General features: G+C 35.3%; 17 protein-coding genes. 2 read left to right on the plus strand and 15 right to left on the minus strand.

Going from position 1 to position 16,297, the window contains the following annotated elements; translation table 11 throughout:
- Positions 1-13: 13 nt before the first annotated feature.
- Complete coding sequence (locus HMPREF9071_RS11345; protein WP_009401389.1) at positions 14-1,093, minus strand: efflux RND transporter periplasmic adaptor subunit; 1,080 nt, start codon at positions 1,091-1,093, stop codon at positions 14-16.
- 188 nt (positions 1,094-1,281) lie between these two features.
- Between HMPREF9071_RS11345 and HMPREF9071_RS11350 the strand changes: the two genes are divergently transcribed.
- Positions 1,282-1,704 carry a hypothetical protein gene (locus HMPREF9071_RS11350; RefSeq protein ID WP_009401391.1) on the plus strand — a complete coding sequence of 141 codons (423 nt, stop codon included), beginning with the start codon at positions 1,282-1,284 and terminating at the stop codon, positions 1,702-1,704.
- A gap of 11 nt (positions 1,705-1,715) precedes the next feature.
- On the opposite strand, the gene HMPREF9071_RS11355 is transcribed toward HMPREF9071_RS11350, so the two are convergent.
- The 13 genes from HMPREF9071_RS11355 to HMPREF9071_RS11420 all read right to left on the minus strand — a co-directional run bounded on the left by HMPREF9071_RS11355 (position 1,716) and on the right by HMPREF9071_RS11420 (position 12,892).
- Entirely contained in the window at positions 1,716-2,171 is a 456-nt protein-coding gene (locus HMPREF9071_RS11355; RefSeq protein ID WP_009401393.1) for an energy transducer TonB, read from the minus strand.
- A gap of 35 nt (positions 2,172-2,206) precedes the next feature.
- Positions 2,207-2,659: a hypothetical protein gene (locus HMPREF9071_RS11360; protein ID WP_009401395.1), complete on the minus strand. Its 453-nt coding sequence runs from the start codon at positions 2,657-2,659 to the stop codon at positions 2,207-2,209.
- The gene (locus HMPREF9071_RS11365; RefSeq protein WP_009401397.1) at positions 2,660-3,403 is read right to left on the minus strand and encodes a class I SAM-dependent methyltransferase; all 744 of its coding nucleotides are present in this window, start codon (positions 3,401-3,403) and stop codon (positions 2,660-2,662) included.
- A gap of 423 nt (positions 3,404-3,826) precedes the next feature.
- Positions 3,827-4,165 carry a hypothetical protein gene (locus tag HMPREF9071_RS11375; RefSeq protein WP_009401403.1) on the minus strand — a complete coding sequence of 113 codons (339 nt, stop codon included), beginning with the start codon at positions 4,163-4,165 and terminating at the stop codon, positions 3,827-3,829.
- A complete protein-coding gene (locus tag HMPREF9071_RS11380; protein WP_009401409.1) occupies positions 4,165-5,079 on the minus strand; it encodes an NTF2 fold immunity protein in 915 nt (304 codons plus the stop codon). The genes HMPREF9071_RS11375 and HMPREF9071_RS11380 overlap by 1 nt, the downstream gene beginning before the upstream one ends.
- A 101-nt stretch (positions 5,080-5,180) precedes the next feature.
- Positions 5,181-5,402 carry a hypothetical protein gene (locus HMPREF9071_RS11385; protein WP_216698072.1) on the minus strand — a complete coding sequence of 74 codons (222 nt, stop codon included), beginning with the start codon at positions 5,400-5,402 and terminating at the stop codon, positions 5,181-5,183.
- A gap of 281 nt (positions 5,403-5,683) precedes the next feature.
- Positions 5,684-6,373 carry a DUF6348 family protein gene (locus HMPREF9071_RS11390; protein WP_009401415.1) on the minus strand — a complete coding sequence of 230 codons (690 nt, stop codon included), beginning with the start codon at positions 6,371-6,373 and terminating at the stop codon, positions 5,684-5,686.
- An 8-nt stretch (positions 6,374-6,381) separates the two neighbouring features.
- Positions 6,382-6,987, minus strand: coding sequence for a DUF4304 domain-containing protein (locus HMPREF9071_RS11395; RefSeq protein WP_009401418.1), 606 nt, complete (start codon positions 6,985-6,987; stop codon positions 6,382-6,384).
- 623 nt (positions 6,988-7,610) lie between these two features.
- Complete coding sequence (locus tag HMPREF9071_RS11405; RefSeq protein ID WP_009401422.1) at positions 7,611-8,045, minus strand: hypothetical protein; 435 nt, start codon at positions 8,043-8,045, stop codon at positions 7,611-7,613.
- Between the two features lie 447 nt (positions 8,046-8,492).
- Positions 8,493-8,942: a DUF4240 domain-containing protein gene (locus HMPREF9071_RS11410; RefSeq protein ID WP_009401423.1), complete on the minus strand. Its 450-nt coding sequence runs from the start codon at positions 8,940-8,942 to the stop codon at positions 8,493-8,495.
- Positions 8,943-9,073: 131 nt separating this feature from the next.
- Positions 9,074-9,439, minus strand: a complete 366-nt coding sequence (locus HMPREF9071_RS11415; RefSeq protein WP_009401425.1) for a hypothetical protein — start codon at positions 9,437-9,439, stop codon at positions 9,074-9,076.
- Positions 9,440-9,502: 63 nt separating this feature from the next.
- Complete coding sequence (locus HMPREF9071_RS12620) at positions 9,503-9,634, minus strand: hypothetical protein (RefSeq protein WP_009401427.1); 132 nt, start codon at positions 9,632-9,634, stop codon at positions 9,503-9,505.
- Between the two features lie 81 nt (positions 9,635-9,715).
- A complete protein-coding gene (locus HMPREF9071_RS11420) occupies positions 9,716-12,892 on the minus strand; it encodes an efflux RND transporter permease subunit (protein WP_009401430.1) in 3,177 nt (1,058 codons plus the stop codon).
- A 325-nt stretch (positions 12,893-13,217) separates the two neighbouring features.
- Between HMPREF9071_RS11420 and HMPREF9071_RS11425 the strand changes: the two genes are divergently transcribed.
- A complete protein-coding gene (locus HMPREF9071_RS11425) occupies positions 13,218-14,666 on the plus strand; it encodes a C69 family dipeptidase (RefSeq protein ID WP_009401432.1) in 1,449 nt (482 codons plus the stop codon).
- Positions 14,667-14,987: 321 nt separating this feature from the next.
- On the opposite strand, the gene HMPREF9071_RS11430 is transcribed toward HMPREF9071_RS11425, so the two are convergent.
- Complete coding sequence (locus tag HMPREF9071_RS11430) at positions 14,988-16,295, minus strand: DUF4302 domain-containing protein (protein ID WP_009401433.1); 1,308 nt, start codon at positions 16,293-16,295, stop codon at positions 14,988-14,990.
- Positions 16,296-16,297 lie beyond the last annotated feature (2 nt).

The raw sequence follows: 16,297 nt of genomic DNA on the forward strand, positions 1-16,297 counted from the left end.
CGAAGTTCCTTTATTATTCCACTACCCTCACAGGAGTACCATTATCTATATTGATTTGTCCACTGGTGATCACTTCTTCACCTTGAGTGAGTCCACTTAAAATTTCCACCTTATCACCAAAATTACGTCCACTTTTTACAATCACCATTTCAGCCTTAAGTACATTCTCTCCTTTGCTATTTTTTCCAGTTACAATTTTAAATATTTTGTTTTGGCTTACACTTCCCACAAAAGCAGCATGAGGCACTACAAGGGCAGTAGTATTCTCTGTCTGTCCATCAAACTGAGCCGTAGCATACATTCCTGCTTTAAGTTCTCTATTCTTATTGGCAACCAAGATTTCTACAGGGAACTTAAGAGCGCCGTTGGATTTAGGTGCTATAAAAATAATCTTTCCTTCCACTGCTTGGGAAGAAGTGCTGAGTTTTATCTTAATCATTTCTCCTACTTTTAGCCTACCTACTTGATCCTCATCAACAGTAATCTTAAGCTTTAGATTGTCAATATTAACCACATTAAAAAGAGGTTGACCTGCACTGACAAGAGTGCCTTCTTCCACTTCCTTACTACTTACAATTCCACTAATCTTGCTTCTTACAGAAGTATCTCCAGAGACAATGGCAGCTGAGTTATAATTGGCTTGAGCATTTTTGAGTTGTAAGCGAGCTTGCTCCAATTGTTGAGCAGTAACCCCTCCTGTTTGATAAGCACTTTCAAAACGCTTAAGGTCAGCTTTAGCATTCTCAAGAACAGCCTTAGCATTTTCTAACTGTACATTAGTACGGTCAGCTTTGGTAGTGGCAAGTACTTGTCCTGCCTTTACATAATCTCCTTCTTTTACATAGATCTTGATAATCTGTCCACCTACCTCAGAAGAGACATTAAGGTCTTGTTCAGCAACAAAAGTTCCATTGGCAGTAAATAAGTCGGATACATTTTCTCGAGTCACTTTAACAGCTCGTACTGCTACTTGCGCTTCTTTTTGAGCAACAATAGCTACTTCCTGGGCATTTTTTTCTTTGTTAGAATACAATCGGTATGCTATAAGACTCATTATAGCAATTACGATTAATACAGTAAGTATCTTTTTCATTTGTTCTAAATTTTATATTTCAAGTGAAGGTTTTATCTCTGTCATCCACTTTATTCTTTTTTCAAGGCGCAAAGGTAATATAAAAAACTTAATAAACAAAAAAAGTTTCCAACTTTTTATTAAATGAAAAGTGAAAAATAATTTGTATCTTTGCAGTACGCATTTCAAATAAAGAAATCACATTTCAGATGAGAGTATTTTTAAGTTTTTTCGCTATCATCATAGCTTTTATAAGTTGCCAAAAGGATAACACTCCTAAAGTAGCACCACCTCCCAAAAACCTCAGTACTCTAATAGGATATTGGCAGAAGGAACATCCCTCTTCCTGCGGAGAAGAGGAAATCCTTCTTTTTACAGAGACGAGAATAGGATTTGTTCACTTAGAGGAAAATACCTGTAAACTTGCCTATCCAAAAATCATAGAGCATACTTATACCTTGACTGAGATAGGAAAAATCTCTATAGAGGGAGAGAATAACTCTTGGGAGTATGCCTTTAAAGAAGAACAGCTCTTATTGAAAAAAACTTCTACAGGTACCCCCCATACCTACAAACGAATTTCAGCCGATGATTATGGAAGGTTCATAAAAGAACATCAAAAACAGCCATAATCACCTTATACTTAATTAAAAGTAATTTTACAACAATAAAAGTAACGCACAGGCTTTCCTCTCTGTTGCGCTGGAATCAGTTTAGGAAAACGATCCATAGAGTGCTGTACCTCTTTCCTGATATAAGAGGAGGATGTGAGACACTTAATAAGTCTTACACTTCCATCCTTCTCCACACTAAAAAGAATTGTTGCCTGTCCATCAAGTTCTTTGTAACACTTCGTTTGAGTTCTCTGTTGAAAATATTGAGAGAAAAAATAATAGAAACAAGCATCTCTTTTACTCGTACTCACCTCCTTACATTGTACAAACATAGGTTTTCGTTCCCCTGAGGGGAAGCAACATACTACTACATCATCAACCTCCTCTTCCTCAATACTCATCTGAGGAATTGTGTCCTTCACTTGTGCTTTCCCTAAATAAGAGAATAACACCAATAAGGAGGTCAATAAGGATATCTTTTTCATATTATAAGTTTGCTTTTAAAGGTAATATAACTCATTTAGTCGCTTTTTAATGCTTCTTCAAAACTAAGTATCTCGTATTCTTCATTTAAGTGATATTTCTCTTTAGTCTTCTCGTACCAAGCGTCGTGTTCTTCCTGAAAACCATTGGTATCAGAGGGTGTTCCGTCTTGCCAATACCTATTTTCCTTGGTTATCTCCATTGCGTTATGATAAGTAAGTTCGTGCGTAATACAAAATAAATCCTCAAGATCTTTAGGCGGGGTTGCAAATAGGGCTTTCAGGCGACCTTGAGCTAATTTTTCAGCAGCTCCTTCCCAGCTAAGCCCTGCATAATGTACCATATAGTGCTTAAGCCATTCACAATAGGAATAGTGGTTGTAAATCCAATAATATTGGCTTTCTATGTCTTCATATACAATTCCATCGCGCAAGCCATTTTCGTGAGGCTCGGTTCCTATCTGTACTAATCGTTTTTGTAAGACATTCATTTATTTACTTTTTCTAAAAGTAATACCATAAAATTTATTATCCCAAAACAATTCTGTTTTCTTTTCAGCTACAGAAAGAGGAATACATTGTTCTATGGTGTTCAAATCGACTGTTTTGCCTTCAAAATAAGATTTGGAGAAGACACTTTTCTTGTATTGGGTCTCCACAAAGTCGGCTGTTTCATCAGCAATAAGCAATTTGCTTCCCACTTTAGCCACTCTAAGCATTTCACTCATTGCACGAATTTTGTCGTTAAAAAAGTTAATGCCCCCAATGTGAAAAACAATATCAAAGATATTATCAGCAAAAGGAAGATCTTCAGCGGGGCATTGTACAAGCGTTAAATTAGTTTTCTTTTGCATTTTTTTCTTGCACTTTTTGAGCATTCCCATCGAAATATCAACTCCTACAAGGTCTATCGTTTTCAAATCAATCCTTTGTGGCAAATAACGTAAGTCAGCTCCTGTACCTATGGAAACATAAAGTACCAAAATATTGTTTTTCCATTCCAAACGGCTCATCAACTCGGTACGTAGATGATCAATAGCGTGTCCATACTTGAGTCTTCCTATCCATTTCTCTCCAAAATCATAGAAAAAAGACATCCAATCGTACATTTTCATATACCTTTGGTTATCTCCACTAATGAAATAGTCATTCATACAGCATAAAATACCATTTTCTTGTTTCAAATCTTCTACTTTTATATCAGATTTTAGCTTTTGAGATATATCTGTCATCATATTTATTTATTCAAATGAGTTTTTCTTAATTAAGTTATATTTCAATTTCCATAGGGCTTTTTCCCTTTTTATATCTTTTCGTTCTACCCACCTATTTTTGTTACTTTTTCTATTATTCTTGATAAAAAATCCAAGAAATCCGAAAAATATCTCCTCACTTTTTACCAAAAACAAACAATATTCAGTATATTTCTTATCTATTCTGTCAGTTTTCTACTTCATATTGCATTGCCTGTACTTAATATTGTATTGTTTGGAATTAATATTGTATTGTTTGTAGTTAATATTGCATTGTTCGGACTTAATATTGTATTGTTTGTAGTTAATATTGCTTTCTACGGACTTAATATTGTATTGTTTGTAGTTAATATTGCTTTCTACGGACTCAATTTTGTATTCTACAAACTTAATTTTTTACCTTTATTATCTTTTCTTAATTAATATATCTCCCTGATTCAAAAAAAGTTTTTCACCCTCTATTTGTAACTCTTGCCAATATTTCCTCTCTTCAATTTCTGTATCATCTACAATACGAAAATTAGCAAAATCGGTAGAAGGAGCAGGCAAAACAATGAGCTTTTCTATATTTTTTCGTTCCAAATGATAGGTGTCTGAAAGGTTTTTAAGGAATAATAGCTGTTCTAACTCCTTTTTATAATCTACAAGTTCTTGTTTCTCTTTCTCTGAGAGAAAATGTTCTTTAATCTGCTGAACTGTTTTTTGAAGTTCATTTTCTATAAGTTGTTGAGCAGTTGTCTTCATTATAATCCGTATTTTTTCCAGCCTCCGTCACGCCATTGGCACTCGTCAATCTTCCAAATACCGTTTTTTCGGATAATTAGGAAGCGATACTGAAAGTTTAACTCGTCTTGGGTGTAAATATATATCTTATTCTTGGTAAGGGTTTCACTATCTATAATTTGATGATTGCCATAGGTCCCACCTTTTGTCATAGAAAAGCTAATCCACTCAGGACGATAGCCTATGCGGCGTTTGTCGGTGCAATATTTTTTAAAAATCGTTTTACATTTTTCTTCTATCAAAAGGTCATCCTCTTCTGTTTCATCATTTTTTGTAGCGAATTCTTCCCACTGGGTCATCGCCGAGAAAAAGTTTAAGAGCAATTGTTTAACTACTTGCAAATCATCAGCTTTGGTAGCAGTAGATTTCTTCTTTCCTGCCGTGCGCTGGGCTTGTTCAAAGGTTTTAATTTGTTCCTCGGTGAAAAACTTATCGAGATAGAACTTTATTCTGCTATAATGCGCCACAGCCATTAGCCCCTCGAAAGTGATGTGGGTACGGCGCAATGAAATAGACTTCAGGCGAGGCACTTGCAAGACGATTTTCAAGGTTTCATCGGTTATGGGGCAACCGTCCAACGAAATGTGGTCAACAGGTTTCGAGGTAAAGTATTTGAAGCCTTCGCCTGTGAGTTGCTTATTGTCTTCTAAGAAAAGGAGTTTTAGTTTGGGCAAAGTAGCCAAGTATTTGAGGGCTTCATCGGTAATATCAGTATTGATAAAACCTATATTTACTAAGGATTTTACTTGTACTATCTGCTCTACCATCGCATCGGTGAGGGCAACGTCTTTATAATGATGCCCTTTGCAGAAGCGCTCTTCGGTTACTTCTTTTAAAGCGGCTTCTAAGGTAATAGCGTGTTTGTAAGCTGCCATATCTTTGAATTTTGAGTTCAGCTATTGTCTGGTTATACTTTTTTTATCATTCGTTTGTAAAATCAGGATCATCATCTTCTTGTTTCTCTGTACGAGATAGTTTAAAATATGGTGTTATTTGCTCCCTTATTCTGTCCATCATTTCTGCCATTTACATTAAAACGAAAAATCTTTAGATTTAGTGCATCTGCCTCCTCTGTTTTTCCTGCTTTTCTTAGGTTTTCTACAAGCCCTTCTTTTGTTTCTCCCACATTATTCATCACGTCATTAAGGGTTTTTCCTGTAGCATAAACACCACCATTATCTATATAAGCTACATACAAGTTGTTATTCTTTTTCTGATTAAATATCAATCATAGCAATTTGGTTACATTATCGTAAATACATTTTTCAATTATAAATACAATATATTCCAACGAGACATTAGTTACTGGTCATTTGTTCCACTTTCGGGTTAGTGGGATATCATTTCCCAAAAGACACCTACAATAACTCTTGAGTATCACAGCCAACATATCAATTGGAGTGGCAGACGCTTTTTTGAGAGTATAGTCCAACATTTGAATACATTCTGTTAGATTTTTAGTTTTTTTATATTTCATTTCTAATTATTATGTACTCCATCACATAAGCGGAACACCAATAATTGTTTCACAACCAAAAAAGAACTCTTCTCTTGAAGTGTTTGGGCATATTGTCTTAAACGCTGAGCACCTTCGTCCCAAAGTTCATTGTTCAGCAAACACTCTACCATACAGTCCTCCCAAACACGTGCTACATAGCATTTGAGCGATTGAATACGAAAGTCTGTAGTAAAGTTTTTAGGGAATATATCCATTAGTAGATGGTAAAAATCTGTCTCCTTAGGAGGTGTTTGCCATTTTCCTAAAAGATACAGACTACCAAGAGAGGTATGCCAATGGTAATCTCCGATATTGATATCGCACCCCTTATCAAAATAACAGTTTAAACTATTGATAATAGTTTGAAAAGTAGTGGAAAGGTAGTTTATTGCAAGAAAACGTACTTTTTCCTCGTCTGTCTCTCCGAATCCTGCTATGTTATCCTTGATTCCTTGAGGAAAATAGCCTTCTTCCAAGTAAGTGCCTATATGTAGTTCTATAAGGTTTTCATCCATTTCAGGAGTAGGGATTACCTCTATCTCAATACGCATTTTATCCCCCATCCAGATAGTACGGGTAGGAATATCAGGATTTGCTTTAAATCCTTGTTTTATAATTCTTTGAGAGAGCTCCTTAAGGATCTTCTCTTCTATGTGAGTGGTAAGGCGCATATTTGTTATTAAATATTTAGTTCATATTTCTTAGCATAACCTTCTAAGGTTGGCTTAGCCAAAGGATTTACTTTTTGTAAAAGTTGGTTATATACTGCTTGGGCTTTCTCCTTCTGTTTATACTCGCCATAGAAAATGAGAAGGTCAAAAGAAATACCCAACAGTTTTGAATCTTTTTCTAATGTTGAAAATATTTTTTGCACTGAATTGAGTTGGTCAAAGAAAGGTAGAATATAGTTTTGTACATCTTCCTGTACTTCTTTGATGAGTTTTTGTTCATCAGTAGTATCATTTACCTCGTACCACAAATCCTTTCTACCTCGTAAATCGTTAATAGTTTTACGAATAATACAAATGGGTTCTGTGGGGTAGTCAGGCACTTTTCCCGTATGGCTAACTGACCAAAATCTGGGTTCGAAGATTCCTATATTGATTCGAAACCTAATATGATCTCTATTACCATAACTGCTTTTTTGAATATTGATGATATGCCCTACCTCAGAGAGTTGGCGATAATAGTTCAAGGCTTTCTTTTTAAAAGAAAGGGGCTTTAACAAAGGAGTAAATCCCTCTTTTACAATCGTATCAAATTTAGTTTGTGTATCTGTTTTCATCTACTGGGTATTTTATTGATTTTTTGCTTTTATTTGATCATCATTGATTTGTCTTCTGTTGTTCAAATCAGTATAGAAATAGGAATCGTGAGGAGAAAAATAGCCTTCAGCTTATATATTAGCTTCTTCTATGGCATCTTTCTACCTTTGTTGAAACTATTTAGAGAAAATGATATTCTTTTCCTTTCCATATTTTTATAAATAGTTATCTATCTCGTCTTCTTTCAAGCCATCATCGTACAAATTATCTTCCAGATAGATATCTTTAGCAATAAAATCATACGAAGGAAAGTATTTTCCCATTTTCTGCGAAAGGATATCAATATGTTCACCTTTTGCATTTATTGTTCAAGCAGAAATTATAAGCTATTTGTAATCGTATTCTAATAGATAATATGTTCTTTTATTTTGTAGGAGTCCTATAATGTCTTTTTCTACAAGTTGATTGTACATTTCCAAGTCAGAAGCAAATAATTTCAATAATTTTATTATTCTTTTCATCGTTTATGTTTATTTATGATGCAGAATTACTCACTTCTGTACAAAAATAGATTCATATTCCATTATTTTGTGTTCATATCCTATTTTTTAGAGTTAATATTGTCTTAGCTGAAAATATTTTTCTATCCTCTTAGCAAAGGTCTGATAAAATCAAAATATTTTTCATCTTCTTCTTGGAAAATATCTTCTCCCTCCATCATATAGGCGCATAGGAGGTATTCTTTTGCTTTCTCCTTATCACCGAGTTCATATTGAGCTTGCCCTAAACGGATATTTACAAAGGGATTTTCGTAGCCATCGGCGCAATTTATTGCGTTATACATCTGCTTACTGCACCCCGCATAATCGCCCATCATAAAACACATATCTCCGATGCTCGCATAGAGCCAAAGAGATGCTTCCCAAACGGTTTTGGGTTCGGGGACTAAGGCAAGTGCTTCTTCAAACTTCGCTTTTGCAGCGGCAAAACAGTCATTGTCGGCAAGATCGTTGCCTTCTTCAGATAAAACGGTGATGCTATCGTAGAGTGCATCATCTAATTCTTTTGGCGCATTCATCTCTTTAATAATTTAATTTTTAATATTTAATTTACAGAGAAAAATAGGATGAAATTTTTCACTTTTTAGTCTGCTGTCGAGACAACAATTCCTATATAAGGGTTTGCTGAGCTACTGCCAAATGTTTGTGATAAGGGTTGTTATTTTGCTCAGTATCCAGTTGAAAAAGGTGAAAATCTATTACACCGCCTTCACGTTCATAGATTTTGTATTTCTCTATAAATTAGGGAATCTCAATAATTGCCATTTGCTTATGATTAATTGCTATCAGCAAAAGGTGCTAACAGTTGTGTTAATGCTTCTTTTATGACTGTGCTATCAACATTGGTAACTTGCTTTTCTATAGGCTCAAAAATGGTAAAAGTCGTTTAAAATACTGTATATAGCTATAGTGTGTAGTGTATTGGGTTACATTTTATAGGGGTTCCTTCTAATGAGTGGGTATCTCTATCGTTTTTTACATTGCTCAGAAAGTACCTTAGCAAGCTGGGGAAATATTTCCTTGAGCTGCTCCTGTGTCCAATCTCGGTTTCTGATTTCTGAATTAATAGCTAGAGATTGGTCTATTTCATCTTGCATTTCTTTGTTCCACACTCCAAGATAAATCTTTTCAAAAGCACGAATTTTTATCTTAGTACGCTCCATATAGATTTTCTGCGCTAATCTTCTTACTTCTTCATAGTTACATTTATCCTTTTTAGGGTTCAGTATAGCCAAAAAATCTGGATCAGCAAGCGTTTTCTCATAGACCTCTCGTCCATGAGTAATAAGGTAGCCTGCAAAACCATAAGTATCAGTACAATAACCTCCATTAATCAGTACCAACGCTGACCACATTAAGTGTCCAGGTTGTTTAATCACTGTAATCTCATACCATTCATAAATAAATTGAAACAAGAGTAAATCTTCGCCCTATAAAGTCTCTAGTTTGGTTTGTAATATTAAGGAAATTTATCATTGTTTCCAACAGATTTTCTCGCCTGTTCAATGATTTTCCAAAAAATTTCTACTGTCATTATTTTCAAATATTAAGTACTAAAATAGTGAAAGACAAACTTAGGAAAATGGTTATTTAGGTAATATTCTCCCTTGATAACAGCAAAATATTCTTTTCCCTCATACAAAGAGGCTTCAATTCCCACCACTTCGTCAGTGTTGTTCATCACAAAAATTTCCAAATTACTCTTTCCTCCCTCTCCCTTATCCATTTCCTCAATTGGAAAAAGGGTCAAATTACTTTTATCTTCTATAAAGTCTAACATTTCATATATTTCCTCCAAAAAACCATCTGAGATATCATATCTTCCAGCTAAAGTTTGTGTATCTTTAGCTTTATAAGATTCTAAGAAATTAGAAAGTGTATTGTAAATATCCGTCCTAAGCTTTTTATCCATATTATTTTAGCATAAAAATCTATCATCCAAGTCCAAAAATAGTTAAGTATCTATATCAAAAGCTTAATTTAAAGCTTTACCAACTTTACCTAAGTTAATCTGTGCCTCAACTTTAGCAATAGCTCCTAAGCATTTTGCTATTAGAGTCTCTTTTTCTTTAATTTCTTTTAAATAATATTGTGCAAATATAATCATTTTAGTTAGAATAACAAGTTCTTTAATAGAAAAGAGACTAACCTTTCGGATAGCCTCTTTTATCTAAATATCATGAAAATTTTATACCTCATGTTCGCCTTTGATGTCTCTGTGCTCATAATCAGCAATCATCAGTTTTTCGTAATCAGTTTTAGTACCTTTACCGAAACGTCTGCCAATATTGTCAAAAATAAGATATACCAAAGGCACTACAATAAGTGTTAAGAACAATGAGGAAATAAGTCCACCTATAATTACAATCGCCAAACCATTGTTCACTTCGGCACCTGCTCCATTGGCAATAGCAAGCGGAATCATACCTGCTACCATTGCGATAGTCGTCATCAAGATAGGGCGTAAACGCGCGTGGTTTGCTTGTATTAATGCGGTTACTGTATCTTCCCCTTCTTGCTTGCGGTGGTTGGCAAAGTCTACTAACATAATTGCATTCTTAGCAACCAACCCGATAAGCATAATGATACCTAAAAGAGTAAAGATATTGAGTGACATATTAGCTAATGCCAAAGCTACTAAAGCTCCAATGAACGAAAGCGGTATAGAGAACAATACCACAAAAGGTCGTGAAAAACTGTCATATAACACTACCATTACCATATAAACTAAGAGAATAGCTGCAAAGAGCGATATGAACAAGGTACCAAATCCTTCGTCTTGCATCTCTTGGTCACCTGTAAACACGAAGTGTACGTTAGCAGGTTTTTCTAATTGATCTATTTTAGTTTTCCATTCTGAAACTATAGTACCTGTAGGACGACCTACCGATTGGGCTTTTACAGTTACCGAAGGAGATTTGTCATAACGTTCCAGCTGTGTAGGTCCTGAAGCGTAGGCTATAGTTGCAAATTGTGATAGTTTTACCTGTTGTCCCACTGAACTAATAAACATCATATTTTCTATATCGTCTATAGACTGACGGCTACCTTCTTCAAACACTATATTAATATTGTATTCTGAATCTCCTGTACGGAACTTACTGTTGTCATTACCATTAAAAGCGGTTCGCATCGTTCCTCCTACAGTAGCAATATTAAGTCCTAACATTGCCATCTTATCGCGGTCTATTTGCACATTTATCTCAGGATTACCAGATTCTGAGGAGAGCTTAATTTCAGTAGCACCTTCAACAGTTTTAAGAAGCTCAGCTGTTTTTTCAGCGTACTGTTGGGCTACTTCCACATTGTCAGAAGTAACTATCAAAGCAATTGGCGATTGCTCAGCTCCCATCAATCCTACAGGCACCGTCTTTACTTTAGCATCTACCAGATACTGACTCAGTTCACGTTTCAGCTTTGCCGCAATCACTTTAGTCGATTCACTACGCTCTTTCTTATCGATAATAGTAAGTTGTATTTCCGATTTGTAAGGGGTCGCTTGTGAAGCTCCCATACCACTGGTAGACTGTCCTACAGTAGTAATCATACTCTCTACCAAAGGTTTATTGGTACCCTCTACTTTTAAGCTACGAAGGTAGTTCTCAGCCTTTTGGGTGATAAAGTTAGTCTGCTCTAAGGAAGCATCTTTATTCAATTCAAACTGCACTAAAAACTTTCCTCTATCCATATTAGGCATAAATTCAGATCCGATAAATCCAGTAGGAATCAATGAACAAGAACCTGCAAAAAGAAAAAATACCAAAATGATAGTTTTCCATTTATTGGCAAATACCCATACCAATAAGTCAGAGAAGAACTGTGTAAAGCGTTTGAGATATCCTTCAAAGCCTATGGTCATCTTTCCTAAAAATGAATTGGGATTTGCGTGCTCTAATTTTCCAAACCTAGAGTACAACCAAGGGACAACTGTAAAAGACATCAATAATGAAAGCATTGTAGCAATAGCTACAGTCAAACAGAATTCACGCAATACTTTTACTACAATAGCATTCCCTATTGAAATAGGGACGAATACTACCACAATTACTAAGGTAATTGCCATTACAGTAAGCACAATTTCCTTAGAGCCATCAAAAGCAGCACGCACTTTGTTCTTACCCATCTCCATATGACGGTGAATGTTTTCCAACACTACAATAGCATCGTCCACCAAGATACCTACCACCATCGAAAGGGCAACAAGGCTCATCATATTCAGCGTAAAGCCAAAGAAATACATACCTATAAAAGTAGCAATGAGTGAAGTAGGTATAGATACCATTACAATAATAGCATTACGCAAGCTGTGGAGGAAGAAGAACATTACTACCGCTACTAATACAATTGCCAATATCAAATCGGACATTACAGAATTGGCTGCTTCCAAGGTGAACTTACTGGTATCCTCAGCTAATAGCATCTTTACACCTTCATTCTTATACGTTTGTTCTATTTGTGCCATTTTTTCACGCACCATTTCACTCACCGATACAGCATTAGCATCGGTTTGTTTCAATACTTGTAGCAAGAGAGTATTTTCTTGATCTATCCGTGCTATTTTTGTGGCTTCTTCTTCGGTATCTTGCACATCAGCAACATCAGACAAATGAATTTCTATACCATTCTGTGAAGCCAACGTAAGGTTACGCAACTGTTCCACATCTTGTATTTTTCCCAACAGACGTATAGAGGTACTATTCTCGCGAGTTTTTATTTTTCCTGCAGGAATTTCCATGTTGGAGGCTGCAATGAGTTGTTGTACCTGTGCAATAGAAAGTCCGTAACCTTCTAACTTCTTAGCATCAATGCTTACGCGTATTTCGCGCTTGCGACCACCTATTATATTTACTTGTGCTACTCCTGGAACACGTGATAACTCTGGCTGTATTTTTTTATCTACCAAGTCGTACAGTTCTTGTGCCGATAACTTAGAAGTTACCCCTATAGACACAATAGGCAAATCGGAAAGAGAGAATTTACTCAATGATGGCTCTTTAGCATCATCGGGTAAATCAGCTCTTATTGCATTAATTTTGCGCTGTGCCTCATTAAGGGTGTTATCTACATTCGCATCGTTAGTAAGTTGTACTACTACCACCGAAAGACTTTCGTACGAGTATGAATATATCTTTTTGATATTCTCCAAAGCCGAAACGGCATCCTCAATTTTCTTTGTCACGGTGCTCTCAATCTCCGAAGGAGAGGCTCCCGCATACACAGTAGAGATAGTAACTACATTTACCTCAAACTTAGGAATGAGTTCGTAGTTCAATAACTTATATGAATAGAAACCACCAAGTAGTAACAACAAGAGCATCACAATAAGTACACTGGGACGCTTAATAGAAAGTTTAATTATATCCATTTGTTATATCTTCTAAATCGGGGACAAAGGTAAAACAAAAAACTTAATAAACAAAAAAAGTTTCCACATTTTAAAAACTTTTATTAGTAACTCATGATCTCCATTGAATCATGATCTCCGATAAATAACAAATAAATGAGCCATCTAATATATAAATTATTGATATAAAACAGCATATAAAGAATAACCCATATCTTTTCTAAATACTAAACAAAGTTAAGTATATTACAAAATAAAAATATATAGGGTTTTATTTTGATTTATCAATAGACATTCGTAACTTTACTCCCTATTAGCAAACAGATGAATCTAAAATAAATAAGATATGAAAAAAGAAGAATTTCAAACTCCAATGGAGGACTCTCTTTATCCCTCCGAATGTACTACCATTATCGTAGGCAAAAAGATGACTCAAGATGGTTCCATGATTATAGCTCGTTCTGATGACTGGAATGCCGTAAATGCTAAAAAATTCAAAGTACATGCTCCTCAGAAAAAAGGACCTGAGGAATTTGTTTCTTTCAACAATCCTTTTCGTTGCAAACTTCCTGAAGAAGCATTAGGATATATGGGAATGCCTCCCTATCAATATCCTGATCAATGGGAAAGTGCAGGATTTAACACTGCAGGAGTAGGATTAAGTGCTACCGAAAGTATCTTTAGTAGTGACAAAGCCCTTGAAGCTGACCCCTTAGTCCCTTCAGGCCTAGGAGAAATTTCTATCACTAGTATTGTACTTCCTTATATTCATTCAGCTAAGGAAGGTGTGTTACTATTAGGTAAGCTTATAAAAGAGCACGGTGTTGCTGAGGGTTTTGGTGTAAGTTTCGTGGATAACAAAGAAATATGGTACTTAGAAACTGCCTGTGGACACCGTTGGCTCGCTTGTCGTATCCCTGATGATGTATATTTTATATCTGCCAATCAAAGTCGTTTCCGAGATTATGATCCTAAAGATAAGGAAAATTTCCTTGCCAGTGAGGATTTGATAGACTTCGCTATACAACATAAATTACACAATCCTAAAGAAAAATTTGACTTTCACAAAACCTATATTCGTGATGTAAAACTTGATATCACTTATAACTATCCTCGTGTATGGGCGTTGCAAGCATTCTTCAGCCCTAAACTTAAGAATGATGTAACTAAGAATACATTCCCTGTATATGCAAAAGGAGAAAAACCAATTTCTCTCTCCGATGTACGTCGTGCTTATTACCACCACTATCAAGGTACTGAACATGACCCTTATTTTCATGAAAACCCTAAAGAAGTATACCGCCCTGTGGCTATCTTCCGTGCTACCAATACACACATCTTACAAGTAAGACCAGAATTACCTGAAGCTATTGGAGAGATTAACTATGTGGCCTTAGGTATGGCTGCACTAGGAATCTTCATCCCTTTGTATCAAGGGGTAACTTCCTATCCAGAAGCTTATAGTAAGGGGGATAATCATTGTAGTTCTGATTCCGCATATTGGATTCTGAGAAAAGTACAGACTTTAGGTATGGTTAATTACAAAAAATATGCTCCTGTTATCCGAGATGTATATGACCGATTTGAAAAAGAAATGGAACAACGCCAACGAGAAATGGAAGCTAATTACTTAGCTATATACAAAGCACAACCTATCGCTGCTCAAGAATTATTGCAAAAATTCTCTGATAAATTATTAGAGGATATCTTGCAAGTAAGCCGAGATTTATTAGATGATTTATTCACTCGCCTTACCCTTGACGTACAAGCAGAATACCGATTCGCTGGTGCTTAAAAATATATAAGAAGAGAAAAAAGAGGCTGTCTGGAATTTCAGATAGCCTCTTTCTTGTTGCCGTATAAGTGCTATCACGATAGATAAAACGGTGGAAAGCCTGAAGAGATCAAAAGTTTTAGTATTCCAAATACAGATACAAAGCTTGAAACTCCCTATATTTAGATAAAGATGTTATATCATCCTCCTAAAATTTGCTAATAATTTATTATTTTTTGCCTTTCAAGGTGATTAAAATTCTTATTTTTTACAAAAAGCCCTCTTCACAACGTAGTAAAGAAGGCTTTAATATTTGAATTCTAAAATCTTTGAATAATCTCATTAGTTTTTATAAAGATAGAACCAGTTCTCACTATTGGCAACACTGGTCAATTTATAACGAATCCCTTCATCCTCCACTGTATAAGGTCCACTATTAGCGATTCTTCTATAGAGGATAGTTACCAATTGAGAAAAGAACTGTATTTGATTTCTATATTCACCAGTTCTAAGAGATTCATTATCAGAAGGATCTTTAAGAATAATCCGAACTTGGTCAGGATGGTCACCCACCCCTACAAAGTCTGCTTCATAATAAGTCCAAGAACCTCCTTCATAAGCTGAAGAATAAGAAACAAACTTAGTAAATCCTACTACTGATTGATCATCATTACCCTTGATTGTTGAAACAAGAAGTTCTGTATTTCTAGCCAAATCATACCAAGAATATCCCCACTGTATCCATGCGTTTGTTGTATTGAAGCTTGTCAAAAATACATTAGAAACGTAGCCTTGGTTAAACCAAATTGACTTAGCAGTTCCATTAATTTCAATAGGACAAGAAACAAAGGTTATAGAAATAGCATTATCTGGTGTAATAAGACCCGTTTTTGCTTCATTAATATAGAGTTCCTCAATTTTAGTTCCATTTACATTCACAGGTTCGTAGAACTTAATTCCCTTATCTGTTACTATAAAGGCTTGTTGTATATTCTGGTCATCATAGCTAAATACTAACTGGCGATAGCTAGGAAAAAGAAGGAGAGAGATTGTTTTCCCATTAACTTGAATAGAATTAAGTCCTTTTCCTTTGAGGGTATTCGCATTCTCACGTACTTTATTAAGATATTCCGTACGATCTCCTGTGAATTTGGTAAGGGTAAAGGTCGTATTAGATGTCCTTCCTAATAGGGTAAAGACCTCTTTTTCTTCCTTTGTAATCCCAAACTCAATATCTCCACCTCGTGCATTAGGGAATTGCCCTGAGGTACGGCGAAAATGGTGTATCACATCATTATAAGTATCAAAGCTAAGAGTAGGTCCTTCTGTAATCTGATAGGTGAAATAGGTAGTATATTCACTATTATCCTTCATCATTTCCGAAGAAGCACTCACTTTACCATCTTTTAACTTAAGGAAAATATTATATCCACCTATACTGTGATGTGCTCTTGGAAGTTTTCCAAGGCTTCTATATACTTCTGGATAATAAGTAAGTAACCAATAACTGCCATCCTCTAAGGTTTTCTTATAATGCTCTAAAGTCTCTGTAGTACGCTCTGCAGGTTTTTTATCAAAGGCATCATCCTCCTTATAGCTACAAGAGACTATAAGAGAAACTATTAAAAGTAATGTTATATATCTTTTCATAA

The organism is Capnocytophaga sp. oral taxon 338 str. F0234, assembly GCF_000192225.1.
Taxonomy (GTDB): Bacteria; Bacteroidota; Bacteroidia; order Flavobacteriales; family Flavobacteriaceae; genus Capnocytophaga.